Consider the following 26,980-nt stretch of genomic DNA (forward strand, 5'->3'; position numbering starts at 1 on the left):
AATAGCAATTGTTTGACTGGCAATACCTTATTGCCGACCTTGCAACTACTAGTTGCTAACAGATTTACCCAACAATTTCAAAAAAGCTGTTGATTGAATCCCCTGATAAAACCGCACTATAATCTAGACATAGATAAACGCAAAGAGATTTTATAAGGAGGCTATTCAAATGGCAAAATCAAAATTAATCAAAGCAAACAAAAAAATCGAAAACGGTGTTGTCGGTGGTTATAAGAAAATCGAAGACACGGTTGTTGGTAGCTACAAACAAGTTGAAAACAAATTCGTTGATTTATATTTAACACGTGATGGCGAATCAGTTGAGGATGCTCAAAAACGTTTAAGTCAAGAAAACAAAAAACGTCGTGAAGATTTAGAAAAACAAAAACATCAACATTAATAGTTAACAATCAATGAGAAGGTGAAAGAAATGAAAAAAAGTAGTTTTGTAACGTTAGTATTAGGTATATTTAGTGCCTTAGTCTTAGGTAGTGGCATGAGCATGGCACTCCTTCCAGATTCAGGACTTTACAATCAAGGTGTCATTGTTGGTTGTTTAGGCATTATTTTCAGTTTAATTACCGTTATAGTTCACCGAAAAATGACAAATAAGCCCAAAATCAACTTATCACTTAAAACAGTCGGTATTGCTTTAGTGGCTATTATTGGTGTTATTATATTTGGTGGTGGTTTATCACTAACTATGGTGTTCAACCAACTGGTATTCGGCACTATTTTAGCTATCATCGGGATTATGGCTTTACTTAGTTTGATTCCACTTTCAAAAGGGTTGAAACAAGGATAATAAAAAAGAGTTAGCAACTGCTAACTCTTTTTTTAATACTAATAACCTTTTTTATAATCGACTTGGTTTTGAACAACTTGTCCATTTTGTACAAATTCCGTCATATTGTGATTAAAAATGGCTAATGACTCAGCCAAATATTCGGCGTGAATACCTGAAATATGTGGCGTAATCAAAACATTAGCCTTTTGCCAAAGCGCATGATCTTTTGGTAAAGGCTCTGGATCAGTAACATCAAGTGCCGCTCCACTTAACTGTTTAGTATCAAGTGCTTGTACTAAATCGCTTGTATTCACACTTGGTCCTCGTCCAATATTGATAAATAACGGATGGTGTTTAAGTTGCTTAAATAAGTCTGCATTAAATAAATGCTTTGTTTGAGGTGTTAAGGGCAATGCATTAACTAAAATATCCGCATTTTCAATTGCAGGTTGACTATCAGCCATCGAGACAACTTGTTGAAAGCCTTTAGCTTCATGTCCACTAGAGTTGATTCCAATAGTTTTAGCATGAAAAACCGTCAAGATTTCAGCAATTCGACCGCCGATATGGCCTGTCCCATAAATCACCACTTGCTTTCCTTGTAGCATTTTGAGTGTTTGCGTTAATTTAAACCACTGGCCTTCTTGGGCTGATTCATTAATGCCTCGATACATGGCTAAGATCATCCCAATAACGGACTCAGAGATAGGTTCAGCATGAATGCCTTTAACCGTTGTTAGTCGAATTCCTTTTTCTTGTAATCGTGTTAAGGGCAAGTTATCAATCCCAGCTGATAAAGTTTGCACCCAACGCAACTGACTGTGAGGTCGTTCAAGAAGTTGGGTCAACACAGCGATATTATTTCCAACATAAACTTCAACTTCATCTAATTCTGAAGACGTTAAATTATCAGTGCTTAAAGCTAAATCAAATTGATAAGTCTTGGCACTTTCTTCAAAGTGTTGTTTGATTTCTTCAGCAGATAAATTTGAGTTTGATTCTGGTACACCAATTAATACTTTCATTTTATTCACCTCAGATTTAACCTATAGCACACTTTTCATTCTGTCAACTCATCCAAATCCAACATTTTTAGAAAAATTGTGGGTTATGATCAGACTATTCGTGAATTAAAATAAAGATTGACGAACTTTTAAACTGGAGTGAAGGTGACTTGAAATTGACTCAAATTAATCAAAAAATTGGCCCTACTTTAATTATTTTAAATCTCATGATGCTTTTCATCTTACCCTTTATTTTTAATAAAAACTTAGCAGTAGCAGACTGGATTACACTAACTTGTTCCTCTTTTTCAGGAATTGTGGCATTTTTAGATTGTCTCATCATTAGCAAAAAAGTCGCCCCTATGATTAAAAAAGTAAGTCAAAATAAAAGTATCAAACACATTATCTTATTAAGTGGCCTAGTTATTAATAGCTTTATTTTAAGTTACGAACTCTTTTTGGGGATAACTTATAATTCAATTTGGCATACAACTATGGGGCTTTATTATTTATTTGTGCTTTTACTTCGACTCACAGTTCTTATTTTTACTCGAAATCAAAAACTCCCACAACAATCGACACTTTTAATCAGTGTGATTCTACTGTCTATTAATTTGATGCTTGTAGGGATTGTTGGTTTGACTTTAAATCACTATTATCAAATTGTTTATCGTGATGAAATGATTTATCTGATTTCTGGTTACACCTTGGGTATGTTAATCAAATCTGTCGTCATTTTATTTAAAAAACAAAATCACTTTAAAGACTTTTTCAATTTTTACGCCATTATTAATTTTATGACAGCACTTGTCTCTGTTTATAATATGCAATCTTTGATGCTTGCTAGATACAGCCAAGATGGCTTGATGAAAAGCTCATTTATGAGCTATACAGGGATTGTTATCTGCTCAATCATTTTAATTATTAACCTGATATTTATCTTTCAAAATACGGACTTATCACTCCGAAAGTTTCGCTAAATTATGTTCAAGTAAATCGGCAATTTCTTCTGGTGACTTTTGACATCCGTTAGCTAACCATTGTTTGATAACTGCATTTAGTCCTGAAATAAAAAACAAATGTTGGTAAGGGTTTTTCAGACGACTATTTTGATAAGCGAATTGTTTTATTTTTTCATGGTTTTTTGTGAGTTGGTCGTCTAAATTAAACCAAAAGAATAAGCGATAAGTTTCGGGATATTGCGACATATGTCGTAATAATGACAAGATACTTTTTTCTTGATCGTTTTTCAAAAAGGTCAGGTAGCTATCAACTAAATAAACTTTTAATCGATCTGCCAAATCATAAATATCAAGGTAGTTATCATAAAAAGTTGAGCGATTAATTCCAGCTTTTTGACAAAGTGTCGTCACTTTTATATCTGATAATTGATTCCCCGATTCAATCAAATCATAGAGTGCTTGTTGAATTTTTTCGCGAGCTTTTTGATTTTTCATTTTAACTACCTCCTGCAGTATTTTTATTTTAACGCATCTAAATAATCATCAGCCATTTGAGCCATGGCTCTTTCAAAATCGTCATCTTGAGCTTCAAAAATAGCATCGATAATTTGAGATTGTTCCTGATTCATTTGTTGATTTAACTCATGACCTTTTGTCGTTAATTTCAATAGTTTAATACGTTTATCCACTTTTGAAGGGACTTCATAAACCAATTCTCGTTCAACCAAGTCTTTAACTAAAACGTGGCATGCTTGTTTTGAAATATTTAAAACTAACAATAAGTTCTTGATTGAGGCCTCTTCTAGTGTGTATAAGCAAAATAACACCCGATGTTGATTTTTGGTTAATCCATAGGCTTCATAATCAATTAAACTTGCAAATTTTTGGTAAGCGAAAAAAATCGTCGCTAAGCGATTTTTAGATTCCATAGAAATCCTCCTGTAAAATATTAGGTCAACTTAGTTGACTTTTTGGTTTGAAATAGTATAGTGATAATTGTGAATAGGTCAATTAAATTGACTGATTAATTTTTGAGATGAAAGAAGACTTATACTATGTATACCTTAGCAGATTATTTATTAGATGTAACAAAATATCTTGGTTCAGATGAAATTTTTGGAGTGCCTGGAGATTTCAACTTACAATTCTTGGATCACATTACTCACCGTCATGATATGAAATGGATTGGAAATGCAAACGAACTAAACGCCTCTTACATGGCTGACGGTTATGCGCGTGAACGTGGTTTTGCGACATTTGTCACAACCTTTGGTGTTGGCGAATTAAGTGCAATTAATGGACTTGCTGGTAGTGTTGCTGAACAAGTTCCTGTACTTGAAATTGTTGGTGCACCTACAACAAAAGTGCAACATAATGGCGGACTTGTTCACCATACATTTGCAGATAGTCAATTCAAACGTTTCATTAAAGCACACGAAGCTTTAGGTCTTAAAGCTTCCTTTTTAACGAAAGATAATGCGATTAATCAAATTAATGATACCATTCATTACATTTACGAAAATAAAAAACCTGCTTACCTTGTTTTACCAACAGATTTAGTCGCTCTTCCTGTTAATGACAATTTAAAAGCTAACATCCCACACTTATTTGAAAGCAAACAAACTGATGTTTCTCAATCATTTGAAACAATCACTTCAGCAATTAAAACTGCTAAAAAACCAGTTATCATCGTTGGTCATGAAGCACAACGTTTTAACTTAGGCGATGCAATCGAAGACTTTTCAAAACACAATAATATTCCTGTTGCTACTCTTGCAATGGGTAAAAGTACAGTAAGTGAAGAATTTGAAAACTTTATTGGAACTTACAACGGATCAATTTCTGATGAAGCTATTAATCGTTTTGTTGATGAAGCAGATACTGTGATTACTATTGGTGCTAAATTGACAGACTCCATCACTGGTGGATTTACGCAAAGTTTTGGTCCCGAAAAAACAATCAGTTTAAACTTTGATAATGTTACGATTTACGGCGAAAGATTAACCACACCGTATAATTTTGAAGCTGTTATCAATCAGTTAGCTGCAACAAACTTAAACCAAAACTACGACAAAGTCGTTCGTCCACAACTTGCATCAAACGAATTAAAAGCAACAGACAACAAATTAACACAAGAATTCTATGACCGTGCTTTACAATACTTTGTTCAAGGCAAGAATACGCTAGTTGCTGAACAAGGAACTTCCTTCTTTGGGTTAGCAAGTCAACAACTAAAAGCCAACACTAACTTTATTGGACAACCGCTTTGGGGATCAATTGGTTATGCTTTCCCTTCTGCTTTGGGTTCACAATTCGCCAACCAAAAAGATAACCGTCGTACTGTCCTTTCAACTGGTGAAGGGTCACTTCTTTTAACTATCCAAGATTTTGGAGTTGCTTTCAAAGAAAACTTAACACCTGTCATTTTCATTATTGAAAACAGCGGTTACACAGTTGAACGTGTTATTCATGGTGAAACTGAGCCCTATAACGATGTGCCTCAATTAAACTACTATACAATTCCCCATGCCTTTGGTGCAACTGATAAGCAATATCTATTTATTAATGTCGATACTGAAAAAGATTTAGTTAACGCTATGCAAAAAGCTAACGATATTCCCGACAAATTAATCGTTATTCAAGCTAATATGGGCGTGATGGATGCCCCTGAACAATTGATCAAAACGGGGCAATTATTTGAAGCACAAAATCACTAATATTATTAAAAAACGCTTCTACTTTTAAGAAGCGTTTTTTTACAATCAAACTATGATGAATTCTGTTAAACTTTGTCTAACAACTAATTTAACTAAATGAGGATAACCTATGATGACAACTAAAGTTCAATTATTAACAGAAACGGCGATTATGTCGGCATTAGCTATTGTATTTAACTATTTGGTTTTATTTCAAATGCCACAAGGCGGAAGCGTTTCACTAACCTTTGTTCCCATTATTTTACTCAGTTTAAAGTACGGTTTATTAACTGGAAGTATTTCTGGTCTAATTACCGGCGTGATTTCTTTAGTATTTGGGGGCTACTTTTTAAATCCAATTCAAGTCTTATTCGACTATATTTTGGCTTTTGCGTTAATTGGATTAGCGGGGATTTTTTCAGCACAATTCAAAAAAGCACTGAAGCAAAAGCAATCTAAAAAAGCTGGATTTACCGTAATTATGGGAGGACTAGTTGGGGGAATATTTTCTTTAATTAGCCACTTTTTAGCCGGAATTTTCTTCTATCAAAGCTTTGCACCTGAAGGTCAACCTGTTTGGTTATATTCGCTGGTTTACAATAGCAGTTATGTCATTCCTGACACGATTTTAGCCATTATTATTGTTTTGATTTTAATTAATCGCATTCCCTCGTTTTTTATTAAAAGCTAACCTTAATTGGTTGGCTTTTTTTGTTGAATTTAACCCCAAAGTCAAGTAGTGTATTGACTAAACTTGAGGAGGGGTTTTATGAATTCAAAACTAGATTTTAAAACAGCTATGCAAGATGTATTGCCGACAACTTTTGGGTATCTGGGAATTGGGATTGCCTTTGGGATTATTGGGCAAGCTTCTGGATTATCTATCTTCTTAATTGGACTGATTTCACTCATCACTTATGCCGGATCAGCACAATTTGTATTAGTGAGCATGTTGCTAGCCCATGCGCCACTTGCTTCAATTGTTTTGGCTATTTTTTTAGTGAATTCTCGCATGTTTATCATGAGTTTATCTGTAGCACCTTATTTCAAAAAAGAATCACTACTTAAAAATTTATGGCTTGGAACGTTATTAACTGACGAAAGTTTTGCGTTAAGTATGAATAAATTAAACTATACGCAAAATCAGTTATCGTTTACGTGGTTTAACACGGCTAATATCGTTGCTTATTTAACCTGGTTTATTGCGTCAATTATTGGCGGATTAGTTGGAAACTTTATACCTAATCCTCAATCACTCGGGCTTCAGTTTGCGATTGTTGCCATGTTTATTGGACTACTTTATTTACAAGTTGAAAGTGATCAAAAATTAAGTAAAAAATTACAATTAACGGTTATTGGATTAGTATTAATTCTAATGTACATTGGGCTGATTTTCTTACCGTCAAATATTTTAATCATTATTGTCACATTGATTGGCTGTTCTTTAGGGGTGGTGATTAAAAATGCCTTCAACTAACTTTGTTATCTTAACCATTTTTTTGTGTGGTTTTGTCACTTGGTGTTCACGTGTTTTACCATTTGCCGTCCTTAAAAAAGTTAATTTGCCTGATAAAGCGATTGAATTTTTAAACTTTGTTCCGATTGTTATTATGTCTGCTCTTTGGTTTGAAAACTTGTTTATTCAAAGATTAGGTCAATTACCTGAACTCAATATTCCAAATCTACTCGCTTCTATTCCCACCTTACTCGCCGCCATTTTTTCAAAAAGTTTATTAATAACGGTTGTTGTTGGAATCATTTCACTAGGTTTAATTCAATTAATCTAAAAAAGCTTGCTGAAGGCTCAGCAAGCTTTTTATTTATAATTATTTTCGATATAGTCAATATAATTCCCAATTCGTTTAACAATATCAGTCACTAAAGCATTTCCCATAAAGAACATTCGCATACGGTTTGATACTTCTTTTATTTCACCATCAACTTTTTTATATTTCGTCCAATTATCAGGAAAACTCTGTAAACGTTCCGTTTCAATTGGTGTCAAAAAGCGATAGCGATTATTAATTTTCAACCAGTGAGTTGATCGATTAGTTGTTCCTTCAGAGGTCAGCATTGTTCGACCAGGAAGATTAATATCTTCATAAGGTGACATGCCACCTTCAGAATAAGTATATTCATATCCTTCTTGACTAGTTCTGTTAATTTTTTTAGGACCACGAAGATAAGCAAATTTTTCAATTCTTGTTGCATCGTCAACGAAATACTTTTCATCCACATCTTGTTCTGGTTGTAGAATATCCTTCAAAGCTGTTGGTTGTTCATTTCCCAGTGCTTGTGTGTCAATTGTAAAATATTCACCATGTCGCATTACACCTGTATTGAAAACTTTACCAGAAAAATTATCTGATACCTCAACAATATCATCTGATAATGTGTAGGCTGCATGTCTTTTTTTGTAGGCTTCTTGTTTAATTTTAAATTGCTTAGCAAATAAACCCTCATTGAAAATATACGAATCATATCGGGTTTTATCGTCGTTAATTTCATATTGCTTATCCAACTGTTTAGCATAAGGTAAGTCATTTCTAAAAACGAAAAAATACACCCGTCTTCTGCGTTGGGCACCACCATAATCAGCAGCATTAACAACACGCCATTCAACTGAGTAATTCAAATGATTTAAAGCGGACAACATTACAGCAAAATCTCGACCACGCTGTTTAGTAGGTGCTTTTAACAAACGATCAACGTTTTCTAAGATTAAATATTTTGGCTTAATATTCTCAATTGCACGGATAATCTGCCAAAATAGTACCCCTTTTTTCCCTTGGATTCCCATCTCATTTTTAACTGAACGGGCAACTGAGTAATCTTGGCAAGGAAAACCACCTACAATAATATCTGCATCCATCTGCTTAAACTCATCATCTGAAATTTCGTTTATATCTGTACAAATATTGTGAGATTCTGGATAATGATAATCATAAACTTCAAAGGCATCTTGGCTTTTACGAGAAGGTTCGAATTGGTTAGCCCATTTTGTTTCAAAGAGCTCTTTATTTGCATGTTCAAGTCCTACTCTAAATCCACCAACACCGGCAAATAGTTCTAGTACTTTCAATTTTCTTGGCATCGTATCAGTTTCCTTCTATCTAGTTATTGTTATTTAAAAGTTTTCGATGTCTTTTATTATACTTTGTTTATAACAAAAGATCAAATCTGAGGGGAGAAAAATCAATATGACATATTTAAGTATTGAAGAAGTGCATGAAAAAGCTAAAGGTATTCGTAATATTAAGCAAAAAGACTTAATTGAACGTTTCAACTACAGCGTCAATGGAAACAAAAATTTAATGGGAGATTTATTTGAAGAGTGGTTTGGAAAGCCAAAAGATTCGGATAGTTCACCTGACCTAGGACTTGTTGAATTAAAAGCGACTCCTTTTAAACGACTAAAAAGCGGCAAAATAAGTGCTAAAGAAAGACTAGTTTTGAACATTATTAATTACGAAAACCTCGTTAATGAATCATTTGATAGTAGTCATTTAATTCAAAAAAACAAAAACTTAGAGCTAGCTTTTTATGAGGCTAATCCAGAAGTTTCTAAGTCAGAATGGTTCTTTCAAGAAGTTTTCAGCTATCAAATGCAACAATATCCCGCTGATTTTGAAATTATCAAAAAAGATTGGCACATCATTCAAGAATATGTAAAAGCTGGTAAAGCTCATGAATTGAGTGAAAGTTTAACAGACTACTTATCTGCATGTACTAAAGGTGCTAATCGAAAATCAGTCCGTAGCCAACCTTTTTCAGATATTAAAGCAAAACAGCGTGCTTTTTCTTTTAAGTCAGGATTTATGACTAACTTGTTAAGACAATACGTCTTCAATGATAATAGCAACGAAAGTATTATCAAAAATGCTAGTGAAGTTAAAAATAAATCACTTGAAGAGTTAATCAAAGACAAATTTGCACCTTATGTTGGCAAAAGTCAAAAAGAACTGCAAGAAATCTTTGAAATTAACTCAACAAGTAAAAGTATTCGTAATATGATTGTTCGAGCTATTTTAGGTCTTAATAAGAATAGCAAACTTGATAAGATTGCTGAATTTGAAAAAGCCTCAATTGTACCAAAAACTATTCTAGTTGATGAAAAAAATAATCCTACTGAACATATGTCGTTTCCAGAGTTTAACTTTCAAGAATTAGTAACTCAAAATTGGACTGATAAGAATGGAAATCCTGAAGCTGATTTACACAATTACCTTATCGAAAGCAAATTTTTATTTGTAGTTTTCAAAAAAATCGACAAAAGTACAATCATACTAAAAGGTATTGAATTTTATAATGTTCCCCAATACGATTTGGATACAACTATTAAAAAAGCCTGGCTTGATACTAAGTGCAAATTACAAGAAGGTGTTCAATTAGAACTTAGAGGTCAACGTGTTCATAATAACTTGATTAAAGCTACTGATAAATCAATTATTCATGTTAGGCCACATTCTGGTCTTTCAAGTTATCAAAATAATGAATATGCTAATAAACTACCAACACTTGCAAAATGGATTAAAACACCTGAAGATAATCAAAAATATACTGGCAATTATATGACAACACAGTCTTTTTGGTTTAATAAATCATATATCAAGCAGATCATTAGTGACTTACTTTAAGAACAACTTAAAAAGACTTAACCTTAATGGTTAAGTCTTTTTTTAATCTTCTTTTTTAGTTATTTCATCATAAAATCCAGCATAAGTCATTTCAGCGTAGGCGTTAAACCAGCAAATTCCTAGTATTCCTAAAGTTAGCGTATTTAGAATATACCACCCTAAAAAGCTTAACTGTAAATAGAAGAATTGTAGCATATTTTCTTTTTTTGTCATTAAAACGAACGCCTTTTTGAAAGTGTAGAAAACACCTTCTCCTATGTCATAACTATCTAGATAAGCATAAGCAATTTGTTCATTCACATTTAAAAATAAAACGCTAATAATATTCAATATAACTGCAATCAGAATATAAACGACAACCAAAATTACGGATAGCGTCTGATTATTAGCAGCAATTCTACCAAAACTCATAATCGTTGCAACTAAATCAACAAAGAGTTCTGTAATCCAATTCACAATATTCGTATAAATTCCGGTTACAATCAATAACCCAATCACGTACAGCCACTTACTATCTGTGAACACATAAGTAATGGCTTTGGATACTTTTTTTGGTTTTTTATCTTTTCGATAAGATCGCAACATCATCATTTTCATACTAAAGTCAAACCAGATTTTAATTAATGAAAAAAATACTGAAATACTAAGTAAAGTTGCTAGTAATGAATAAGCTAATTGCATCGCCTTTAGTGGATTCATATCAGAAAACAAACTTGAGATATCAGCTGACAGTAACAGTACAACAGCTACAATTACCATAAACTGTAGTAATGCTGGCAATAATGTTAATTTAAAGTAATAACCCCTATCTTGACTAATCAAGTCTCTTGCTCTTTCTTTAAGTTGTTTTCGATTTACCATCAATCATATCCTCCAATATTAGTCTTGTATCTTCCACTATAACCGATATAACTGCTAATTAATAGGGACAATCAGCAGTTAAGTAAGCTCTATGTTATAATGCAAATAATAAAATTTTGGAGGATTTAAAATGAAAAAAATAATATTAATGGGGTTATTATTATTAACTTTAGTTATGACAGGATGTACTAACGATAAAAGTCCTGCTACAACAAATATTAACCTTGATAATGAACTAGCTAATTCTAAGACAGGATCTTTCGAAAATGGATTACTCGAAACTGACTCACTTAGACTTAAAATAGTAGGGTACAAGGTCGTTAAAAAAGGTGAGTACTCTGATTATTTACATGATACTGCTCAGTATTCACAACTTGTTATCAAGTTTGAATCAGATAGCAAAATCCCTAACAATGATATCGATGGTAATAGCGTCTTCACTAATTTTTTCAGTGTTTACCAAGATAATGCCCCATCACCTGTAACAGTTCAATTAAACTTTAGTGGAATGTCTTCACCTGCAAAAAATATGGATAAAACTGATCCAAATCATTATTATTATATATGTTATCCAGTTAAAGACGATAATTCTGATTTTACTTTGAGTGCCACTAAAGGAGGTAAAATTATAGGCCAACAACGACTTAAAAATCCTAATAATAGTGAAACTTAAAAATAGCCTTTTCAGGCTATTTTTCATTACTAAGAAAAATTCTTTGTTATTAATGACTAAAAATTAATTTTTTGTTTAATCCTAAATAATGGTTAATAATATTAACTACTTTAACAGTTCCCTTATATAAAAATGGAATCAATACTGCTCCAAATATACAAAGTAACACACTACTTATTAATTGCCATAATGCAAAAGACTGCAGCCCTGACAATGTTGATATATATAATATGAATGGTGATAAAATAAAAGCAATAAGGGTTACCCAAAGTGAAAACACAATACTAATAACCACAATAAACACAGCAAGACCAACTATCAAGTTAAACAAAATGACACCAAACAAGGCTAAAATATTTATTCTCTTGTTATTTTTTTGTTCATTATAATTCTTATCTGAAACCAAAGTATTTAGTGGTGTTTGATAAAGATGGGCAATCTGATTTAGTGTCTCAATGCTGGGCAAAGCCTGATCCTGTTCCCATCTAGAAATAGTTTGCCTAGTTACATATAGTTCTTTTGCTACCTGTGATTGTGTCGCTCTACTTTCTTGCCTTAGCTCTTGTAACTTTTGTCCTAATGTCATCATTTTTCCTCGCTCTCTTATTTTAACTTACACCAAAATGTTGTCACATCACAAGCAATTGTCATGTTACATTGGTTTATTAATCAAAAAGCTAGTCCTAATCTGGACTAGCTTTTTCTATTTAAGAACGCCAAGATAATCGAAAACTCACTCATACTTATAATCAATGCTGCCAAAACATAATAGACTTTAATGTTTAACATAATTGGTATAGTACCAATCGTAATTCCAGTGATATGACCTGCAATGAGTGGCTGAAATAAAACAATTAAATTAATAAGCATTAAGCTAAATGGCAGGCAACTCATTAGTATAAATCCCCTATTTTGCATTTTTGTTTTGCGAAAGAAGATACCATAAACCAAAATACTAACAATGACCAATACAAAAGCACCTGGAAAATTAACTACCTGGAAAGTATCGCCATACATTAGTAGAACTAAAATCAATTGCATAATAATAAAAAGTTTGCTAAATAAACGATGTCGGTTGCCCATCGGAACTGTTGAATGGTCTTCACTTACACCATTATGATGAATCAAGTCGTCAATTGTCGTTTCAAAAAAAGCACTAATCTTTTGAAGCGATAACATATCAGGCTCAGTTCGACTATTCTCCCAAGATGAAATGACTTTACTAGAAACATTTAATTTCTGTGATAATTGCTCTTGAGTTAATGATTTTTGTTTTCGTAATCTTTTTAAATTATGACTAAAATACATCTCACGCCTCCAATTGTAGTTTCAGTATACTAAATCTCACCCAGAATTTGAAATCAGTTACAAAGAACTTCTCTACAAAATAAAGATAATCAAAAATCAACAATTTGGGGATGTTCATCTTCGACTATCTTTAGTAATTTGAATTTATTAATAACTATGAAAAGAGGTTACACTTTTATGCTTAAAAAGTACAGTTGTACATTGTTGACGATATTAACTTTAATAATGTTTACAGGATGCTCAGTTAAACATTATGAATTACCATCACAGGAATCATCGCAAAATTCACTGCCTATTGACACAAATTCAAAAACTGACGAATTGACTTTGCCGAAAAGTTCGAGTTCTACCATCATTCAAAATCTAGCAGTTACTAGTAATAACGATAATCCCAATCAATTTGAATTACCTATCAAGATGACAAAAAACAACACTAATACTTTTTTTAAAGTCTCTGCTAAACAAGGTGATCACACTTTAGTATACGAAGAGGTTATCAATGAAAATAACTCCATCAAATATTTTCAACTTTTTGATTTAACGATCCCCGTTTACTTTCAATTATCTGACTACAAGACAAATCAGATTTTATTTGAAAGAACTTACTACCTCAACTAAATCAAAATTATGAAAGGAATCACTATGAACAAAAAATTATTTGGACTAATTTTTATACTGGTTTTAACTGGCTGCTCAAATCAACCCAACAACAGCTCACAACACTCTAAAGCACAACTTGATCAGCATATTATCTACCAAAATAACGCCGGCACTTTTAATCGACGTGAAGATACAGTTTACCTTCTAAATCAGCCAACGAAAATAACTGGTTATCAAATTGTTTCTCAATATAACCAATTCACGCTTATATTTGATACACCATACGATTACAATCATACAACGATTGGTGTTCCTAATGATAATTACACAGATATCAGTATTTCTCAAAATAAACAAGAATTGATTAGTGATGGCGTTAATAATACCCAATCAAAAATCAACGATATTGATTATAGCACCAGATCTTCATCTTATAAGATTTTAGATTCTTCAGCTCCCATAAAACTAAAAATAACTGAAGGTAAAACTAAGAAAATTTTATTTGAGACAACTTATTATTTGATTTAAGCCAAAATCACGGAAGAATAATCATAATATTTTTTCCTAAAAAATACTCAAAATTATTTTTAACTAAATTAAAAGTTTTCGATTTTACATCATAAACTTCTTTAGTAATGGTATACGACGTGCAATCAATGTCAGACATATTGATAGAAGAAAAACAATTATTGAAATAACTGGTACAGCAATCAATGTATTATTGAACCACTCAAATGCCTGACATTTTTTTATTAAAATCGTCACAATGAAAAAGTGAACTAAATAAATCCCCATTACAATTTGAGATAACTGAACCATATAAGGTGACCATTTCTGATTATAATTAGATTGCCAATCTATCTTGTTACTTAATTGTTTGATAAAAATAAACAGTGCAAAAGTGGTTAACATAACGTTAAAACTTGTATAACTATAGAGTGGAATCATAATAACTTGATAGTGATGTGATAATATTCCTGTCGCCGCAAAAGTAATAATTGCACTAATTAGCCCTAAAATGTACAAAATATGACGCCACTTCTTTGGTATGCTGACTTCATCAAAATAATGGCCCGCCACAAAATAAGCTGAAAAACCTAATGTGAAATTAAAGTAAATCCTTGAAAAAGAAATCGCTATACTATCAAAAATAACTTTAATGGCGTGTGGCATAGTTTGATAAATCGCCAAATTTTCATAACATTCTGATAATGTTGGCAATAAAAACGTGAAAATAAGTGCTAAAGCCCAAAAATAACGTGTTAATTTTATATCTTCAGTAATTTTGCGTAGCAGTGGAATGAGTACATAAAGTCCTAGCAGCATATGCAAAAACCATAAGTGCGAATAACCTTCAATCATTGTGACGATTGCTTCTCTTAAACTTCCTACTTCAAAATAATTGAAAATACCATATGCAATATGCCAAAAAATTGTCAGATAAGCAATCTTAGCAATATTTTTTTGAAACAATTTCTTTAGATTTAGTTTTCTTTTGGGGTTTAAAAACAATGCCCCAGAAATCATGACAAATATTGGCACGCACCATCGCATCATCGCATCCCAGAAGTTCAAACTCTGCCAAGTAAATGATCTCACATCTGCCGTATAATACAGACTTTGAGACGATACATGAATCATAATCACCGCTATAATTGCCATAATTCTTAAAATATCTAAATAATATACCCTCTTTATAATCACTTATTGATTCTCCCTATTAAATAGTGTTTAACTCTCTTCTTTTATTCTACACAAAAAAGGCCTGCTTGACAGTCGTCAAACAAGCCTTTTTGTATGTTTTTACTCAGAAGTAAACGTATATGTGTGTACTTAGAAAGTACATTTTTAAAATACATTATTAAGCGATTTATTGCAAATAAAAAATAACCCTAAAAAATGATAACTAGTATCATTTTTTAAGGCTATCGATTGCGTTATTCTTTTATTTTTAAACCGCTTTTAAATAGCCACAGTCCTAATTTTATGACATTTGATAAAATGAAAATCAAAAGCAAAACTCTTGGTATTTGCCATACATAATCATTACCTGGCAAAATACTCAAATAAGATACTAAAGCTAAAATCATGGCTATCATAATTAGAAATAGTCCCGTATAAATAAAAACTAGTTTTCGATGAGTGTTTGTCATTTACTCATTACCTCCAATAGATTATGAGATTCAATTGACTTAATATTAACCCACTACTTGCTGATATCCCTATGATATAAGCTTGTTTCTTACTAATATCTCGTCAATCTTCCATAATAGAACTTAAATAACAACCTCCTAATTATCAACAATGTACTTAGCGTTTTGATAAAAGTATCGCAATTCCTAACGACTACCAGTTGTTATGGAACTGCTAATATCTGACTATATCAAATAATCGTTGGTTTTCTTAGCTATTTCGGGTTACACGTCCTCTATTAAGTTTAGATTATTGATTATTTGTAATAAAGCTTGGTTCAGATATTAGTTTATTGCCTCTAGATTTTTCTGTTTTGATAGTAGCCATGCTTGCTCGAAGCCATTGATCTTTTCCCAATTCATACCAAGCCTCGCCTCTTACTAGTCTTCGGGATTGTACTTTGTATTCCATATTTGGATAAACCCGACCAGTAGCTTTATTACCTCTAAAGCCCACCGCACTTAAAAGTGTCTCAGTTCCTCTTGAATCAACATCAGCTTCAATTTTAATAACTGCATCTAAGTCTTGTACTGAATTTTCACCACCTAAATCATAATATTTAGAACTTGCCCACTCATTATTTCCAACTAAGTACCAAGGTTGGCCATCTGCTCCTGTAACAGTTGTGTTCACTAACCATTGAGATTCTGTTGGTAAATAGTGACCTGTTACACTGGAAGCTGTTTGAACATCCCGCCATGTCACAATGCCATATCCTTTGACATAATTGACGGTTGCGGTTTTATCGGGTGCAGCTGCTTTTGCTGATTGGGATTGACTTGTTGAAAGTCCAATCATAGCAGTTAATAATGCTAACCCTGAGATAATTGTTTTCTTTTTCATATTTTACTCCCCCTGATAAGGATTTGGACCTTTCCTGTAATCTGTAGGCTCAAAAAATGTTTTATTCCCCCTAGATTTTTCACTTTTTATCGTAGCACATATATCTTTAACCCATTGATTTTTACCGATTTCATACCACGCATTTCCGCCAACAACTCTTTTACTAAATGTTTTATATTCAGTTCCAAATGGCGAAGTAACAGTCGATATTTCAGGGATTAATGGACTAGAGTATATAAATTGAGTATCATAATAATCATTTTTCTCCATTTTAACAATAGCATCTAAATCTTGTACTGAGTTTTCATTACCCAAATCATAATATTTAGAACTTGCCCATTCATTATTTCCTACTAGGTACCAAGGTTGACCGTCTGCTCCTGTAACAGTTGTATTCACTAACCATTGAGATTCTGTTGGTAAATAATGACCTGTTACACTGGAAGCTGTTTGAACATCACGCCATGTCGCAATGCCATATCCTTTGACATAATTGACGGTTGCTGTTTTATCAGGTGCAGCTGCTTCTGCTGATTGGGATTGACTTGTTGAAAGTCCAATCATAGCAGTTAATAATGCTAACCCTGTAGCAATTGTTTTCTTTTTCATATCGTTATCCTCCACTAGTTATAGTTGTCGATTTTTGATTTTATTTTGATAAAAATTATAGTTCTTTTGATTAACATCTGGTAAATTATCTGGATATACCTTATCTTCTCGTGAAACTTCACTCTTAATATCAGCATATTGACCTTCAATCCATTGATTTTGGCCAACATTATACCAATTTTTACCATTAACAAGTTGTCTACTGAAAACTTGATAATCATTATTAAACTTTACAAATCCTGTTTGATTATAACTTGTAGTGTCAGAAAAAATAGGAACACCTTTTCTAAAAGTATTTGTATTTTTAATGGTAATAACTGCGTTCATTTTTTGATTATTATATTCATGATTTAAATCGTAATATTTAGCACTAGCCCATTCATTATTTCCAACTAAGTACCAAAATGAATTATCTGTTAGCATTGACACGTGGTTAACAATCCATTGCGTTCCTGTTGGTAAATAGTGTCTTGTAGGTGTTTCATCAACATTTTTCCAAGTAGAAATTCCATACCCTTTTACATAATTAACCGTTGCAGTTACACCTTTATTATAATCATCCTCCTTAATAACTTGCTTTGTTGCAGCACTTGCTGTTTGTCCCACGCCTAATAAACATATTGCAGATAATACCGCACTGCATAATTTAATTGTTCCTCGCTTCATTAATAATTCTCCTAGTTAATTATTCCATTTCAAAAAGATGTTCCTCTTTTGAAATATCCTGCTATCTGACCTGACTATAACAAATTATTAATGATTTACTTAGCTATTTTGGGTTACATTTACCTATTCTATGGACAACTTTTTCGATATAATTAAAATAATTCATAAACTCATATTAAAGGAGATTACGGTTATCGAATTTAGTGAGAAAATTAAATATATCAGAAGCTATCACAATCTAACTCAAGATCAGCTCGCCAACAAACTCAATGTTTCTCGTAAAACGATTTCTGCTTGGGAAAATAATCGTGGAATTCCTGATTATTATCTAGTTAAAGCTATTGAACAATTATTTAATATTGATTCTGACTCTCTTCTCAATCCGAAAAAAGAAATCAATTTTGATATGTTTGAATTAAAACGAAAACAGCTTTTAAAAATTAAAATCATTTCTGTCATAGAAACCATATCATTAATTATTGGATACTTAACCCTAATGAAATTAGTAAATACTTTTTACAATACGCCGTTTTTACTTTTAAATACTTTCTACTTAAATAAATTAATAAGAGGTTATTATAAAAAATTTGCTAACTATTTTTCTGAATATGCTTCTCCTCTAGGTTTGTTTGGAGTAATACTGATTAGCAATACTTTTTTAGGCGGAATATTTTCTAATAAACTTATATATGCTAGTTCACATTTAAGTATCAGCTACAATTTAGGAATATTAGCAAGTCTAATAATTGTTAGTCTAATAATCAGTTATGCTATTTTTGTTATTTATAAAGTCATAATCATTTTGTATAAAGAAAAACATATTTCAAATCAAAATTAAAGGAGCTTACAGTTATCGAATTTAGTGAGAAAATCAAATATATCAGAAACTATCACAATCTAACTCAAGATCAACTTGCCAAAAAACTCAATGTTTCTCGTAAAACGATTTCTGCTTGGGAAAATAATCGTGGAATTCCTGATTATTACTTAGTTAAAGCTATTGAAAGCATATTTAATATCCCAGAAAATCAATTAATGAACAAGAAACAAAAAATCTTTTTAAATTCAAACGAATTGCAGTCTAAATTCAAAAAGAAAGTTAACTGGGCATTATATATTGAAATTATTTTTATATTTTTAGGCTATTTAACGTTGCTTAAAATTTACAATAATACAATTAATTCTTGCATACTTATATTGACCTCAATCTATCTAAATATCCAGCTCAACCGCTTCAGCCCAGATAATTTTCAAAAGTCTTTGCACAAAAAGGCAGTACTTTATTTATTCACAATTAATCTTATATTAGGTAATTCTTCATTTGGTGTGTATTTATTCTCTTCAACTTTATCAAATATAGAATTTGCCGCAGCATTCATGGCTTGGATTATTATTTCCTACATGCTAGCTCAAGCTATTGTTATTAGTTACCAATCTTTTTCTTTAATAAAAACTGGCAAACCCTGGGCATCGTTCTCTGAAATACATAAATTTATCAAGTTTCAAAAAAATAAAAACCTTTAGACTAAAGTCTAAAGGTTTTTTACTGATCATTTTTTACCATAGATTGTTTTATTAAATCGATAATATAAGGTAAATCAGTATGATTATTGAATGTCACTTCATAATCCCCATTCCCATATTTACCAATATTTCGCATATCTCGGGCATAATCGAGTTTGTCATTTAATTGACCAAATTTCATATTCAAGAATAACTTTAATTGCTTCTTTTGAATGGTGATATCACAAAAATCCTTATCATTAATCAAAAAAGCCAGATAAGTTTTATGAGCTTTGATTGAAATATTGGGATTCAAATCCAAAATTTCAGTTTTCAATTCCTGATACAAGTCGTTTGTTTCATCTGAACCTTTCCTCAACATATCGGCTTCAGTATAGTTTTTCAATTCACTAATCTGTGTAAAGTTAACTGGCTCTTTAGTTAACATTGTTTGACTTTTAGCCACCTTTGCTGGCTTTGTTTTTTCAGTATAATCGAGTTGAATTTGACCATTCTCAAATTGCTTGATTTGATATAAATCAATTGGTAACTCCGGATTATTCACTGCATCTAACTGATAATTCGTATACCCTTTGGTAATAAAGTTAATTTTAGTTTGTTCAAAATTGAATTCATCCACGCGTCTATGCGTGCCATGAACCTCGTTATATAGCAAAACAAAATCTGCTTTATGGTTGAGTAATGTATTCAAATAAGCATATCCCTGGTCAATCACACTATATTTGGTATCGTTTTTATACTCAATAATCACAAAACTATTAGTTGTTTCATCAAAAGTAACTGTATCTAAGCGATAATGTTCCACGTGAAACTCAGTCGCCAAAAAAGTTAATCCCAGCAAAACTTCAGTATTTTCCTCGACTAAACGTTGAATTTCTTTTTCAACTTTAAATGGAATGGCTTTCAGGCGCGTTAGTTGATTATTTTGAAATTGATAAAGTGACATATTTACTCCTCTAAGTCTGTGTTCTACAACTATCTTAACTTTAATCAATCATAGATGTCACCTTTTTTTATATGTTACATAATTGATGATACAGCTGTTCCTGCTTAATTAACTCACTGTGACTACCCTGTTCAACTAATTTTCCTTTATCTAAAACTAAAATTTGATCACATTTTTTAGCTACAGGTAAGTGATGTGAAATAAAAATAACTGTTTTTTGATTTAATGATAGCAAGTAGTCGGTAATTTCTTTTTCTATTAAAGCATCTAAACCACTTGTTGCCTCATCTAGTATAAAAACATTAGATTTTTTGAGTAAAGCTCTAGCTATGGCCAACCTTTGCTTTTGTCCGCCAGATAAGTTAGAAGCCCCTTCTTCTAGCATCGTTCCTAGTTGCAATTCTTGTTGTTGAATAAAGTCACTTAGTTTAACTCTGTCACAAACTTCTTTAATTTCTTCTAAAGTCGGTATTACATCTAAACCAAAGGTTAAGTTTTCTAGTATTGTTCCTCTAAAAAAGAAAGATTCTTGAGGAATATAAGTAACATGGTTTCTTAACTGGGAATTATTGATATCTGAACTTTTATAATGGCCATAACTCACATTACCAGTTGAGGGTTCAAAAAAGTTAACTAAAATTTTTGCTAAAGTAGATTTCCCAGATCCACTAAGTCCAAGCAAAGCAACTTTACTTTTAGCCGCAATCTTAAAATTAATATTATCCAAAGTTTGAGTTCCCATTTTATAAGAGAATGAAACGTTGTTAATTGCGATATCTTCATTAAATGCATCAGCTTCTACTTTTGTTTCATTATGACTTTGTTCACGTTCAATTGATAAAACTTCAGATAATCTTTCTGTAGCGACTTTTGCTGTTTGCAATTTTGCTTGTAAGTTTATGATATTCTGCAAAGGTTCTGTAAAGAAGACTAATAAAGCATTAAATGTAATTAGCTGTCCTAAGCTAATGGTAGTATTCATCACATAATAGGAACCAATCCATAAAATTAGCACACTACTGATCAACTGTATTAATTGTTTGGAAGTTTGCTGTAGATTATTTAATTTATTGTTGTCGTATGATTTGTTCAAAGCTTTTTCAAACAATTCTGTAACTTTATCATCTACTACCTGTTCCCCGTTATAAGCTTTAATAGTCTCAACGCCATTAAACGCTTCAATAATATTAGAATTAAGTTCCGAACTAGCAGACATCTCTTCTTGATTTGCTCTATCTGATTTTTTAACAAAGGCTAATATGGCAACCATATAAAAAGGCAGTGTTCCTAAAGCAATCAAAAACAGAGTACTATTTTGAGCCAGTAGTGTTATCCCAATGATAATCACCATTCCCAAGTCTAAAATCATTGATAAACTAATGTTGGCTAGTGCATCGATAATTTTATTAGCATCTAAAAACCTAGAAATGATATCTCCAGATTTTCTTGTATTAAAGAAGCTCATAGGGAGTCGTAGAACGTGCTTTAAATAGTCCAAAATGATAGTTAAACTCATTTTTTGACCTAGTTTAGTCATCAAAAGGTTACGCAAATATTCAAATACTGTCCTCACTACATAAATTGTAATCATACCTATCGAAATAATATTAAGTAAATTAATTTCTTGTCGAGGAACTAGAAAATCAATAATACTTTGAAAGTAATAAGAAGAAGCAATTCCGAGCATCGTTATACAAATAGATAGGATAACGATTAAAGAGAGTAGTTTCTTTTGCTGCATAACTAAAGGCATAAATGAAGATAGGCGATATTTTTTTCGTTGTACAGGTTGATAGTCTTCATTGGGAGTAGCAAAAAGTAAAGTCCCTGTCCATTCTTGATTGAATTCCTCAATTGTTTTCTCTACTTTTCCTTGAGCAGGATCACCTATTATCAGTTTATTTTTCTTGATACCATAAATAACAACATAATGTGTATATTGATTATCAACAACTAGGTGTGCAATCAAAGGGAATTTTAATTCATTATTTTGCCATACTGATTCATCAGCTTTAAAAGCATCACATTTAAAATTAAAAGCTTCTAGAGTCTTTTTCAATCCTAGAGCTGTTGTTCCCTCTAAATTTGTGCCAGATAATTCTCTTAGTTCAGAAAATGAGACGTCTGTTTGGTATGTTTTTAGAATCATTGCTAAACAGGCAACTCCACAATCTTTTTGTTCATGTTGTCTGATAAATGACTGGTTTTCTTTCATGTTTTTCTTCGTCCTCTAAGACCATAAAAAATAGGCGTTAGTTAGACACCTATCGTTTCATTGCATTTTTCAATTTTTTACTTTTTCCAATTGAATAATATCGTGTCATCCCATTTGTAAAAGTGATTTCTCTATCATGATGATTAACCGTTTCAATATTATCTAAGTTAATTAAACATGATCGACTAATTTTGAACAGTTCAGGATGTTTAGCAGATACTTCAGATAATTTATCATAAAACTCATGTTGCTCGTCAATCGTATACAAAACGATTTTATGCGGAATAGTTGAGGTTTCAATTGATAAAATTTCATCTTTATTAATTGAAAAAGTCTGATTAGAAATAGAAAAATTAAAACTTTTATTTTTATCAGTATTGTATTTATCATTTCTTGCTTTTGCTAGAATTAAAAGCTCTAGAATTTCATCTCTAAAGACATCTAATGCTTGATCCTTGGCTATAAATCCTAAAGGCTCAACTTTTCTTTGTAAAGTTAAAGGCATTAGCTCGTCATGAGTTGTGATAAAAATAATTTTTGCATCCACACATGACTGTCTAATTTGAACAGCTAATTCAATCCCATTAACTGCGTGATTTAAGTCGATATCTAGCAAAAAAATACCATTTGAAACTTCGTTTTGTGATAAATAGTGCATAACGTCATCGGGACTTTGTGTCGCCAATTTAATCTCAAAATTTCCTTCATGAAATAATAGATAATTCGTTATCGTCTTTTCAACTTGTTTTAACTGAACAGGATTATCCTCACAGATTATAATTGGATAAGACATATCTCGTTCCCTTCTATTAATTAACTAAAATTTTAATGTTTACTGAAAAAATATCTTTTTTCTTAGAAAAAGTTTTTAAAATATTAGGATGTTTTTGACTAATCTCTTCAATATTAACTAATCCTAATCCAGAATGTCCTGCTTTAGTCGAAACATTCGCTTGTCTTAATGATTTCAAATCAATTGTATTAGCTACATAATTATTTCTTACCCAAAACTCTAATTGATTATCATCTTGATACAACATGATATCAATTCTTGGATGAGCGGTTTCTACGGCAGCTTCAATAGCATTATCTAAAACAATGCCAAACATTCTAACGCAATCAAATTGATCAATTGGCATCTTATCAACCACCATTTCACATTCAAAATGACAAGCTATCTCTTTTTGTTTGGCTTTTGATAGTTTAGAAATAATCAAACTCTTCAAATAATCATTTTTAATATTTTGACAGTGTCTAAAGTCAACTTCTATTTTTTTGAAATAATTATCTGAGTATTGTTCTAAATCGGAAACAGTATTAATCAGTTCAGAACTACTATCATTTTCTGCTGAACCTTTTAAACTCAATAACAAATTTTTATAATCATGCTTGAATTTAGCATTAACTTGTTCATCATATTCTAGCTCTTTTGTATACTCTTTTAGAACATCTAACTGTTTTTTTAAAAGTTGAAAATTATACTTTTTACGCCGATTATATGAAATAATTAAAAAAGCTAATACTGTAAAAATTGCCTGAACTATCAACAGAAAATTAATCACCATTATAGATGTATCTAAAATATCAAAGAAATTACTTATAAAAATAGTGAGTCTGATAACTAGAAAAAAATATAAAAAAAGTGATGTTGATATTAGGTTACTTTTTTTTAATCTATCAACAATTTTATATCTCTTTACTAGAAAAATAACTATTACTAACAGGAACACATTACTCCAAAATGATATTGGATAAAATGAAGTAATTTCTGAACTAAATACTTTCTCCACAAAATTTAATATAGATTCACAGAAATAATATGTTATTGTGCATATTATTTGCACGAATAATATGCTGCTTAATACAAAAAAATCAAATTTATATCTTTTAAATATAAAATACGTAATGCATATAGTTAGGATATTAAATAAGTCAGAAACTATTAACAATATCATTATAGGTACCATTGAGAGTAGATATAAAATTATTTTTTTAGTATTAGTAACCGAATATAAAATAAAAAAAAGGACTATAATCTGTAGTATAGTTAAAAGCGAAAAATGTAATAGGTATATTTTTGTATCTACAACCATATAATTTACCTATCTAAGTTAACATCTAGTAAATAATGAAAAAATACATTGCAGTGGATCTGTTTTTGAACGTCCACGCATAAAATCACCAGTACTTCCCCCTCTGATTTTGAATAATTTTTTATCTGATAATTTTTTCATACATTTTCTCCTTATTAATAAGTATTTTTAATAACTGTTATTATTTTAACACAAACAAAATGTTTCGTTGTTTAGGATATCAAAAGAGACAAACAAGATGTTTCAGTTTTTTATTTTTCGTTATCAAAAATTCTTATATGATATAAACAAAAAAGGTGAACCAAAAATCCAAACTTAAAGAGATCTTTTTTATGATCAAATTTATAAAAGTCGTCACAGAGTATTTAGCAACTAGTCTGTGTCCGTCAATATCATATTGCTAAACCGAGCACTATTTTTAAATCGGTTAATCGATGCCAAAGTTATGGTATGGCTAGCTTATATGTTCAAAAGCCAAATACCAAAAACTATTCTTTGAATTTAAACGACAGGTATTAAACTTTCAAAAAAGCCATCAATTATCCTATCCTGAGCAACTGTATATTTCAATTTTCCGACTGCTAACACGATTTATAACTGGCGAAAACAATGGGAATTATATGGGCCCACCAGGTTTACAGTCACGTCCTGGTCGCTCTAAAAGTCAAATGAACTCTCAAGATTCGCATTACTTTATTAAATATCACTATGAAAGAATCAAACATCACACCACTTTGACTATCAAAGGTACGAAAAAAATCAATTCAACAGTTACCTGAGTATTCAACTCGATTTATTTTGCATACCGTTGGCCTAATTAAAAGCATATATTATTATCACTTAAACTAAGATAAACAAAAAGATGAGCGATTGCTCAATCAAATTAAATTAATTAAGCAGGCTCATCCTAACTATAGTTTTATCGGCGTCTCAAATGAAGGGACTAGACGATAATCACAGACGCGTTCAGCGTATCATTCAGGTCAATCACTTACAAGCGAGGTCTCACAACAAGATAAAACAATTCTTATCGTGGTCAGTTAGAAAAATCGCTAAGAATCAGTTTAAGCATCGTTTTGATGCTCAAAAGCCTTATCAAAAACTCATAGCAGATGTCAGTGAATTTAGATATGGCAAAGCTGATATTAAGCAGTGTGTTTATCTATCGCCAGTATTAGATTTATATTATCGATAAGTTTTAGATTATAAAATTAGTTCTCATCTGACTTTGAAGTTTACTTTAAAACCGATTCAAAGATTAATTTGAATACTAGTCATCACGAAAATAAAAATTATAAATATTTTAAATAACTAATTTTTATTTTCATGCAAGAAATCAATAATTTGATGTTCAAATCACTAAATTACATTAGACCATTGATTAAACTTCTTCCGAAATCTTTACCAGTATTATAAATACTAACAAAAGTTGACGGATACGCCAATAAAAGTATGAAAGCCACTAAAGCTAAACCAACTTTAGTTAATGTTGATTTATTATCAATGATAAATTCAATCATAATTTAACGATTACCCCTTTGTCTTGCATATTCATCAAAACCACCAGCAATTGCACCAGCAGCAAATGGAAGTCCAACTCCAACCAAAACTGCAGGCCAAAAACCTCCATTAATTTCTTGTAACTTATCATCACTTAACTCAAACTCAATACCATTTCTATTTTTCATTTCTCTATACCTCCTATATTAAGACATTACGCCTCTGACAACACTTCTTCCAAAATCTCTTCCAGTATTGTAAATTGTACTCCATGTATTACCAATAAAATCAAAAAGGCCTCCGCCATTAATTTTTTCTAATTCTGCATTAGATAAACAAATCATTTTCTCCATATTTTATCTCCTTTTTTATTATGATAAATCTAATATAAACCAGTAATCAAACTAATATCAAAATTACTCACCAATTAGTAGAATTATTATAATCAACACTACTTGTTGAAGAAAAGTTTCATGAAACTCCAATTAATTATCATGAAAACAATAAAATAGACAATTTATTAATATTTAAATTATCGCTACACTCTGTAGACATTTTAAATCCACACTATTAAACTACTATTAACATAAAATCCAAGGTATTATAAATTTGTAATACAAAATATTACGAAAACAACGAAAAGATTCTTCACTACGGTTAATTTATTAAGTAACTCATAAGGTAAAAAGATAACTTAATAGCCTTATAGTGAAAATTAATAGGAAAAATTTTTATGATCAAGCTTAAAGTTTTAGAAACCGCCGTTATTACAATAGCAGCTATCATAAATATATTTTTTGATAGCTATACCTTATTTACAAGTGGTATAAATATCAAAATCTGTCTTTCAATTGTTATATCAA

The 26,980-nt window shown here is 31.2% G+C and carries 33 protein-coding genes; 14 read left to right on the forward strand and 19 right to left on the reverse strand.

All coding sequences use genetic code 11. From position 1 onward, the window contains the following. Positions 1–169 precede the first annotated feature (169 nt). Together FC86_RS00765 and FC86_RS00770 are read left to right on the forward strand one after the other, a co-directional pair. Complete coding sequence (locus tag FC86_RS00765) at positions 170–400, forward strand: hypothetical protein (protein ID WP_056974118.1); 231 nt, start codon at positions 170–172, stop codon at positions 398–400. A 30-nt stretch (positions 401–430) separates the two neighbouring features. Next, complete coding sequence (locus FC86_RS00770) at positions 431–805, forward strand: hypothetical protein (protein WP_056974119.1); 375 nt, start codon at positions 431–433, stop codon at positions 803–805. Positions 806–843: 38 nt separating this feature from the next. Here FC86_RS00770 and FC86_RS00775 read toward each other — a convergent pair whose 3' ends face one another. After that, on the reverse strand, positions 844–1,812 hold the full coding sequence (locus tag FC86_RS00775; RefSeq protein ID WP_056974120.1) for an NAD(P)-dependent oxidoreductase: 969 nt from the start codon (positions 1,810–1,812) through the stop codon (positions 844–846). A 149-nt stretch (positions 1,813–1,961) separates the two neighbouring features. Between FC86_RS00775 and FC86_RS00780 the strand changes: the two genes are divergently transcribed. After that, positions 1,962–2,771 (forward strand): hypothetical protein, encoded by an 810-nt coding sequence (locus FC86_RS00780; RefSeq protein WP_056974121.1) that lies wholly within the window; start codon positions 1,962–1,964, stop codon positions 2,769–2,771. Here the strand turns inward: FC86_RS00780 and FC86_RS00785 are convergent. Next, on the reverse strand, positions 2,751–3,248 hold the full coding sequence (locus FC86_RS00785; RefSeq protein ID WP_056974122.1) for a TetR/AcrR family transcriptional regulator: 498 nt from the start codon (positions 3,246–3,248) through the stop codon (positions 2,751–2,753). The two genes, FC86_RS00780 and FC86_RS00785, sit on opposite strands and share 21 nt — an antisense overlap. 23 nt (positions 3,249–3,271) lie before the next feature. After that, positions 3,272–3,682 carry a MarR family winged helix-turn-helix transcriptional regulator gene (locus FC86_RS00790; protein WP_056974123.1) on the reverse strand — a complete coding sequence of 137 codons (411 nt, stop codon included), beginning with the start codon at positions 3,680–3,682 and terminating at the stop codon, positions 3,272–3,274. Positions 3,683–3,808: 126 nt separating this feature from the next. Here FC86_RS00790 and FC86_RS00795 point away from each other — a divergent pair, with 126 nt between their 5' ends. The 4 genes from FC86_RS00795 to FC86_RS00810 all read left to right on the forward strand — a co-directional run bounded on the left by FC86_RS00795 (position 3,809) and on the right by FC86_RS00810 (position 7,236). Continuing rightward, positions 3,809–5,470 carry an alpha-keto acid decarboxylase family protein gene (locus tag FC86_RS00795; protein ID WP_056974124.1) on the forward strand — a complete coding sequence of 554 codons (1,662 nt, stop codon included), beginning with the start codon at positions 3,809–3,811 and terminating at the stop codon, positions 5,468–5,470. Positions 5,471–5,579: 109 nt separating this feature from the next. Next, positions 5,580–6,140 (forward strand): energy-coupled thiamine transporter ThiT, encoded by a 561-nt coding sequence (gene thiT, locus FC86_RS00800; protein ID WP_056974125.1) that lies wholly within the window; start codon positions 5,580–5,582, stop codon positions 6,138–6,140. A gap of 78 nt (positions 6,141–6,218) precedes the next feature. Further along, positions 6,219–6,926 (forward strand): AzlC family ABC transporter permease, encoded by a 708-nt coding sequence (locus tag FC86_RS00805; RefSeq protein WP_056974126.1) that lies wholly within the window; start codon positions 6,219–6,221, stop codon positions 6,924–6,926. Beyond that, positions 6,913–7,236, forward strand: a complete 324-nt coding sequence (locus FC86_RS00810; protein ID WP_056974127.1) for an AzlD domain-containing protein — start codon at positions 6,913–6,915, stop codon at positions 7,234–7,236. Before FC86_RS00805 ends, FC86_RS00810 begins: the two co-directional genes overlap by 14 nt. 29 nt (positions 7,237–7,265) lie before the next feature. On the opposite strand, the gene dcm is transcribed toward FC86_RS00810, so the two are convergent. Next, positions 7,266–8,543: a DNA (cytosine-5-)-methyltransferase gene (gene dcm / locus FC86_RS00815; protein WP_236692270.1), complete on the reverse strand. Its 1,278-nt coding sequence runs from the start codon at positions 8,541–8,543 to the stop codon at positions 7,266–7,268. A 106-nt stretch (positions 8,544–8,649) separates the two neighbouring features. Between dcm and FC86_RS00820 the strand changes: the two genes are divergently transcribed. Continuing rightward, positions 8,650–10,086: a Sau3AI family type II restriction endonuclease gene (locus tag FC86_RS00820; protein WP_056974128.1), complete on the forward strand. Its 1,437-nt coding sequence runs from the start codon at positions 8,650–8,652 to the stop codon at positions 10,084–10,086. A 42-nt stretch (positions 10,087–10,128) separates the two neighbouring features. Here FC86_RS00820 and FC86_RS00825 read toward each other — a convergent pair whose 3' ends face one another. Further along, complete coding sequence (locus FC86_RS00825) at positions 10,129–10,947, reverse strand: DUF975 family protein (RefSeq protein ID WP_056974129.1); 819 nt, start codon at positions 10,945–10,947, stop codon at positions 10,129–10,131. A 130-nt stretch (positions 10,948–11,077) separates the two neighbouring features. On the opposite strand from FC86_RS00825, the gene FC86_RS00830 reads away from it, so the two are divergent. Then, positions 11,078–11,620 carry a hypothetical protein gene (locus tag FC86_RS00830; protein WP_056974130.1) on the forward strand — a complete coding sequence of 181 codons (543 nt, stop codon included), beginning with the start codon at positions 11,078–11,080 and terminating at the stop codon, positions 11,618–11,620. 49 nt (positions 11,621–11,669) lie between these two features. On the opposite strand, the gene FC86_RS00835 is transcribed toward FC86_RS00830, so the two are convergent. Together FC86_RS00835 and FC86_RS06430 are read right to left on the reverse strand one after the other, a co-directional pair. Further along, positions 11,670–12,209, reverse strand: coding sequence for a helix-turn-helix domain-containing protein (locus FC86_RS00835; RefSeq protein WP_056974131.1), 540 nt, complete (start codon positions 12,207–12,209; stop codon positions 11,670–11,672). Between the two features lie 104 nt (positions 12,210–12,313). After that, a complete protein-coding gene (locus tag FC86_RS06430) occupies positions 12,314–12,928 on the reverse strand; it encodes a helix-turn-helix transcriptional regulator (protein ID WP_082618805.1) in 615 nt (204 codons plus the stop codon). Between the two features lie 177 nt (positions 12,929–13,105). On the opposite strand from FC86_RS06430, the gene FC86_RS00845 reads away from it, so the two are divergent. Then, complete coding sequence (locus tag FC86_RS00845) at positions 13,106–13,546, forward strand: hypothetical protein (protein ID WP_056974132.1); 441 nt, start codon at positions 13,106–13,108, stop codon at positions 13,544–13,546. Between the two features lie 9 nt (positions 13,547–13,555). Further along, positions 13,556–14,056, forward strand: coding sequence for a hypothetical protein (locus FC86_RS00850; RefSeq protein ID WP_236692271.1), 501 nt, complete (start codon positions 13,556–13,558; stop codon positions 14,054–14,056). Positions 14,057–14,140: 84 nt separating this feature from the next. Here the strand turns inward: FC86_RS00850 and FC86_RS00855 are convergent, their stop codons facing one another. The 5 genes from FC86_RS00855 to FC86_RS00875 all read right to left on the reverse strand — a co-directional run bounded on the left by FC86_RS00855 (position 14,141) and on the right by FC86_RS00875 (position 17,839). After that, positions 14,141–15,232 (reverse strand): acyltransferase, encoded by a 1,092-nt coding sequence (locus FC86_RS00855; protein ID WP_056974134.1) that lies wholly within the window; start codon positions 15,230–15,232, stop codon positions 14,141–14,143. A gap of 233 nt (positions 15,233–15,465) precedes the next feature. Beyond that, positions 15,466–15,681, reverse strand: a complete 216-nt coding sequence (locus FC86_RS00860) for a hypothetical protein (RefSeq protein WP_056974135.1) — start codon at positions 15,679–15,681, stop codon at positions 15,466–15,468. 289 nt (positions 15,682–15,970) lie between these two features. After that, on the reverse strand, positions 15,971–16,564 hold the full coding sequence (locus FC86_RS00865; RefSeq protein WP_056974136.1) for a hypothetical protein: 594 nt from the start codon (positions 16,562–16,564) through the stop codon (positions 15,971–15,973). 3 nt (positions 16,565–16,567) lie between these two features. After that, positions 16,568–17,173 carry a hypothetical protein gene (locus FC86_RS00870; protein WP_056974137.1) on the reverse strand — a complete coding sequence of 202 codons (606 nt, stop codon included), beginning with the start codon at positions 17,171–17,173 and terminating at the stop codon, positions 16,568–16,570. An 18-nt stretch (positions 17,174–17,191) separates the two neighbouring features. Continuing rightward, a complete protein-coding gene (locus tag FC86_RS00875; protein ID WP_056974138.1) occupies positions 17,192–17,839 on the reverse strand; it encodes a hypothetical protein in 648 nt (215 codons plus the stop codon). Between the two features lie 130 nt (positions 17,840–17,969). Between FC86_RS00875 and FC86_RS00880 the strand changes: the two genes are divergently transcribed. Further along, positions 17,970–18,677 (forward strand): helix-turn-helix transcriptional regulator, encoded by a 708-nt coding sequence (locus tag FC86_RS00880; RefSeq protein ID WP_056974139.1) that lies wholly within the window; start codon positions 17,970–17,972, stop codon positions 18,675–18,677. Positions 18,678–18,709: 32 nt separating this feature from the next. Further along, positions 18,710–19,363, forward strand: coding sequence for a helix-turn-helix transcriptional regulator (locus tag FC86_RS00885; RefSeq protein ID WP_338033307.1), 654 nt, complete (start codon positions 18,710–18,712; stop codon positions 19,361–19,363). A 19-nt stretch (positions 19,364–19,382) separates the two neighbouring features. Here the strand turns inward: FC86_RS00885 and FC86_RS00890 are convergent, their stop codons facing one another. The 5 genes from FC86_RS00890 to FC86_RS06515 all read right to left on the reverse strand — a co-directional run bounded on the left by FC86_RS00890 (position 19,383) and on the right by FC86_RS06515 (position 24,758). Continuing rightward, on the reverse strand, positions 19,383–20,309 hold the full coding sequence (locus tag FC86_RS00890) for a DUF5655 domain-containing protein (protein WP_056974141.1): 927 nt from the start codon (positions 20,307–20,309) through the stop codon (positions 19,383–19,385). Between the two features lie 67 nt (positions 20,310–20,376). Next, entirely contained in the window at positions 20,377–22,524 is a 2,148-nt protein-coding gene (locus FC86_RS00895) for a peptide cleavage/export ABC transporter (protein ID WP_056974142.1), read from the reverse strand. A 49-nt stretch (positions 22,525–22,573) separates the two neighbouring features. After that, positions 22,574–23,317, reverse strand: coding sequence for a response regulator transcription factor (locus FC86_RS00900; RefSeq protein WP_056974143.1), 744 nt, complete (start codon positions 23,315–23,317; stop codon positions 22,574–22,576). 16 nt (positions 23,318–23,333) lie between these two features. Further along, entirely contained in the window at positions 23,334–24,089 is a 756-nt protein-coding gene (locus FC86_RS06590) for a sensor histidine kinase (RefSeq protein WP_236692272.1), read from the reverse strand. Between the two features lie 546 nt (positions 24,090–24,635). Further along, positions 24,636–24,758, reverse strand: a complete 123-nt coding sequence (locus FC86_RS06515) for an EntF family bacteriocin induction factor (protein ID WP_156403310.1) — start codon at positions 24,756–24,758, stop codon at positions 24,636–24,638. A 793-nt stretch (positions 24,759–25,551) separates the two neighbouring features. Here FC86_RS06515 and FC86_RS00910 point away from each other — a divergent pair. Beyond that, positions 25,552–25,812 carry a hypothetical protein gene (locus FC86_RS00910; protein WP_056974145.1) on the forward strand — a complete coding sequence of 87 codons (261 nt, stop codon included), beginning with the start codon at positions 25,552–25,554 and terminating at the stop codon, positions 25,810–25,812. Positions 25,813–26,140: 328 nt separating this feature from the next. On the opposite strand, the gene FC86_RS06440 is transcribed toward FC86_RS00910, so the two are convergent. Further along, entirely contained in the window at positions 26,141–26,305 is a 165-nt protein-coding gene (locus FC86_RS06440; RefSeq protein WP_082618808.1) for a class IIb bacteriocin, lactobin A/cerein 7B family, read from the reverse strand. An 18-nt stretch (positions 26,306–26,323) separates the two neighbouring features. Beyond that, positions 26,324–26,470, reverse strand: coding sequence for an alcohol dehydrogenase (locus FC86_RS06520; protein WP_156403311.1), 147 nt, complete (start codon positions 26,468–26,470; stop codon positions 26,324–26,326). Positions 26,471–26,980 lie beyond the last annotated feature (510 nt).

This window comes from Holzapfeliella floricola DSM 23037 = JCM 16512 (assembly GCF_001436605.1).
In the GTDB taxonomy this organism is placed as follows: Bacteria; Bacillota; Bacilli; order Lactobacillales; family Lactobacillaceae; genus Holzapfeliella; species Holzapfeliella floricola.

Bases quoted from the DNA above. Each gene is read 5' to 3' on its own strand.
- FC86_RS00765 (WP_056974118.1), top strand. From the start codon at position 170: ATGGCAAAATCAAAATTAATCAAAGCAAACAAAAAAATCGAAAACGGT.
- FC86_RS00770 (WP_056974119.1), top strand. From the start codon at position 431: ATGAAAAAAAGTAGTTTTGTAACGTTAGTATTAGGTATATTTAGTGCC.
- FC86_RS00775 (WP_056974120.1), bottom strand. From the start codon at position 1,812: ATGAAAGTATTAATTGGTGTACCAGAATCAAACTCAAATTTATCTGCT.
- FC86_RS00785 (WP_056974122.1), bottom strand. From the start codon at position 3,248: ATGAAAAATCAAAAAGCTCGCGAAAAAATTCAACAAGCACTCTATGAT.
- FC86_RS00790 (WP_056974123.1), bottom strand. From the start codon at position 3,682: ATGGAATCTAAAAATCGCTTAGCGACGATTTTTTTCGCTTACCAAAAA.
- FC86_RS00795 (WP_056974124.1), top strand. From the start codon at position 3,809: ATGTATACCTTAGCAGATTATTTATTAGATGTAACAAAATATCTTGGT.
- thiT (WP_056974125.1), top strand. From the start codon at position 5,580: ATGATGACAACTAAAGTTCAATTATTAACAGAAACGGCGATTATGTCG.
- FC86_RS00805 (WP_056974126.1), top strand. From the start codon at position 6,219: ATGAATTCAAAACTAGATTTTAAAACAGCTATGCAAGATGTATTGCCG.
- FC86_RS00810 (WP_056974127.1), top strand. From the start codon at position 6,913: ATGCCTTCAACTAACTTTGTTATCTTAACCATTTTTTTGTGTGGTTTT.
- dcm (WP_236692270.1), bottom strand. From the start codon at position 8,543: ATGCCAAGAAAATTGAAAGTACTAGAACTATTTGCCGGTGTTGGTGGA.
- FC86_RS00820 (WP_056974128.1), top strand. From the start codon at position 8,650: ATGACATATTTAAGTATTGAAGAAGTGCATGAAAAAGCTAAAGGTATT.
- FC86_RS00825 (WP_056974129.1), bottom strand. From the start codon at position 10,947: ATGGTAAATCGAAAACAACTTAAAGAAAGAGCAAGAGACTTGATTAGT.
- FC86_RS00830 (WP_056974130.1), top strand. From the start codon at position 11,078: ATGAAAAAAATAATATTAATGGGGTTATTATTATTAACTTTAGTTATG.
- FC86_RS00835 (WP_056974131.1), bottom strand. From the start codon at position 12,209: ATGATGACATTAGGACAAAAGTTACAAGAGCTAAGGCAAGAAAGTAGA.
- FC86_RS06430 (WP_082618805.1), bottom strand. From the start codon at position 12,928: ATGTATTTTAGTCATAATTTAAAAAGATTACGAAAACAAAAATCATTA.
- FC86_RS00845 (WP_056974132.1), top strand. From the start codon at position 13,106: ATGCTTAAAAAGTACAGTTGTACATTGTTGACGATATTAACTTTAATA.
- FC86_RS00850 (WP_236692271.1), top strand. From the start codon at position 13,556: ATGAAAGGAATCACTATGAACAAAAAATTATTTGGACTAATTTTTATA.
- FC86_RS00860 (WP_056974135.1), bottom strand. From the start codon at position 15,681: ATGACAAACACTCATCGAAAACTAGTTTTTATTTATACGGGACTATTT.
- FC86_RS00865 (WP_056974136.1), bottom strand. From the start codon at position 16,564: ATGAAAAAGAAAACAATTATCTCAGGGTTAGCATTATTAACTGCTATG.
- FC86_RS00870 (WP_056974137.1), bottom strand. From the start codon at position 17,173: ATGAAAAAGAAAACAATTGCTACAGGGTTAGCATTATTAACTGCTATG.
- FC86_RS00875 (WP_056974138.1), bottom strand. From the start codon at position 17,839: ATGAAGCGAGGAACAATTAAATTATGCAGTGCGGTATTATCTGCAATA.
- FC86_RS00880 (WP_056974139.1), top strand. From the start codon at position 17,970: ATGGACAACTTTTTCGATATAATTAAAATAATTCATAAACTCATATTA.
- FC86_RS00890 (WP_056974141.1), bottom strand. From the start codon at position 20,309: ATGTCACTTTATCAATTTCAAAATAATCAACTAACGCGCCTGAAAGCC.
- FC86_RS00895 (WP_056974142.1), bottom strand. From the start codon at position 22,524: ATGAAAGAAAACCAGTCATTTATCAGACAACATGAACAAAAAGATTGT.
- FC86_RS00900 (WP_056974143.1), bottom strand. From the start codon at position 23,317: ATGTCTTATCCAATTATAATCTGTGAGGATAATCCTGTTCAGTTAAAA.
- FC86_RS06590 (WP_236692272.1), bottom strand. From the start codon at position 24,089: ATGGTGATTAATTTTCTGTTGATAGTTCAGGCAATTTTTACAGTATTA.
- FC86_RS06515 (WP_156403310.1), bottom strand. From the start codon at position 24,758: ATGAAAAAATTATCAGATAAAAAATTATTCAAAATCAGAGGGGGAAGT.
- FC86_RS00910 (WP_056974145.1), top strand. From the start codon at position 25,552: ATGAAGGGACTAGACGATAATCACAGACGCGTTCAGCGTATCATTCAG.
- FC86_RS06440 (WP_082618808.1), bottom strand. From the start codon at position 26,305: ATGAAAAATAGAAATGGTATTGAGTTTGAGTTAAGTGATGATAAGTTA.
- FC86_RS06520 (WP_156403311.1), bottom strand. From the start codon at position 26,470: ATGGAGAAAATGATTTGTTTATCTAATGCAGAATTAGAAAAAATTAAT.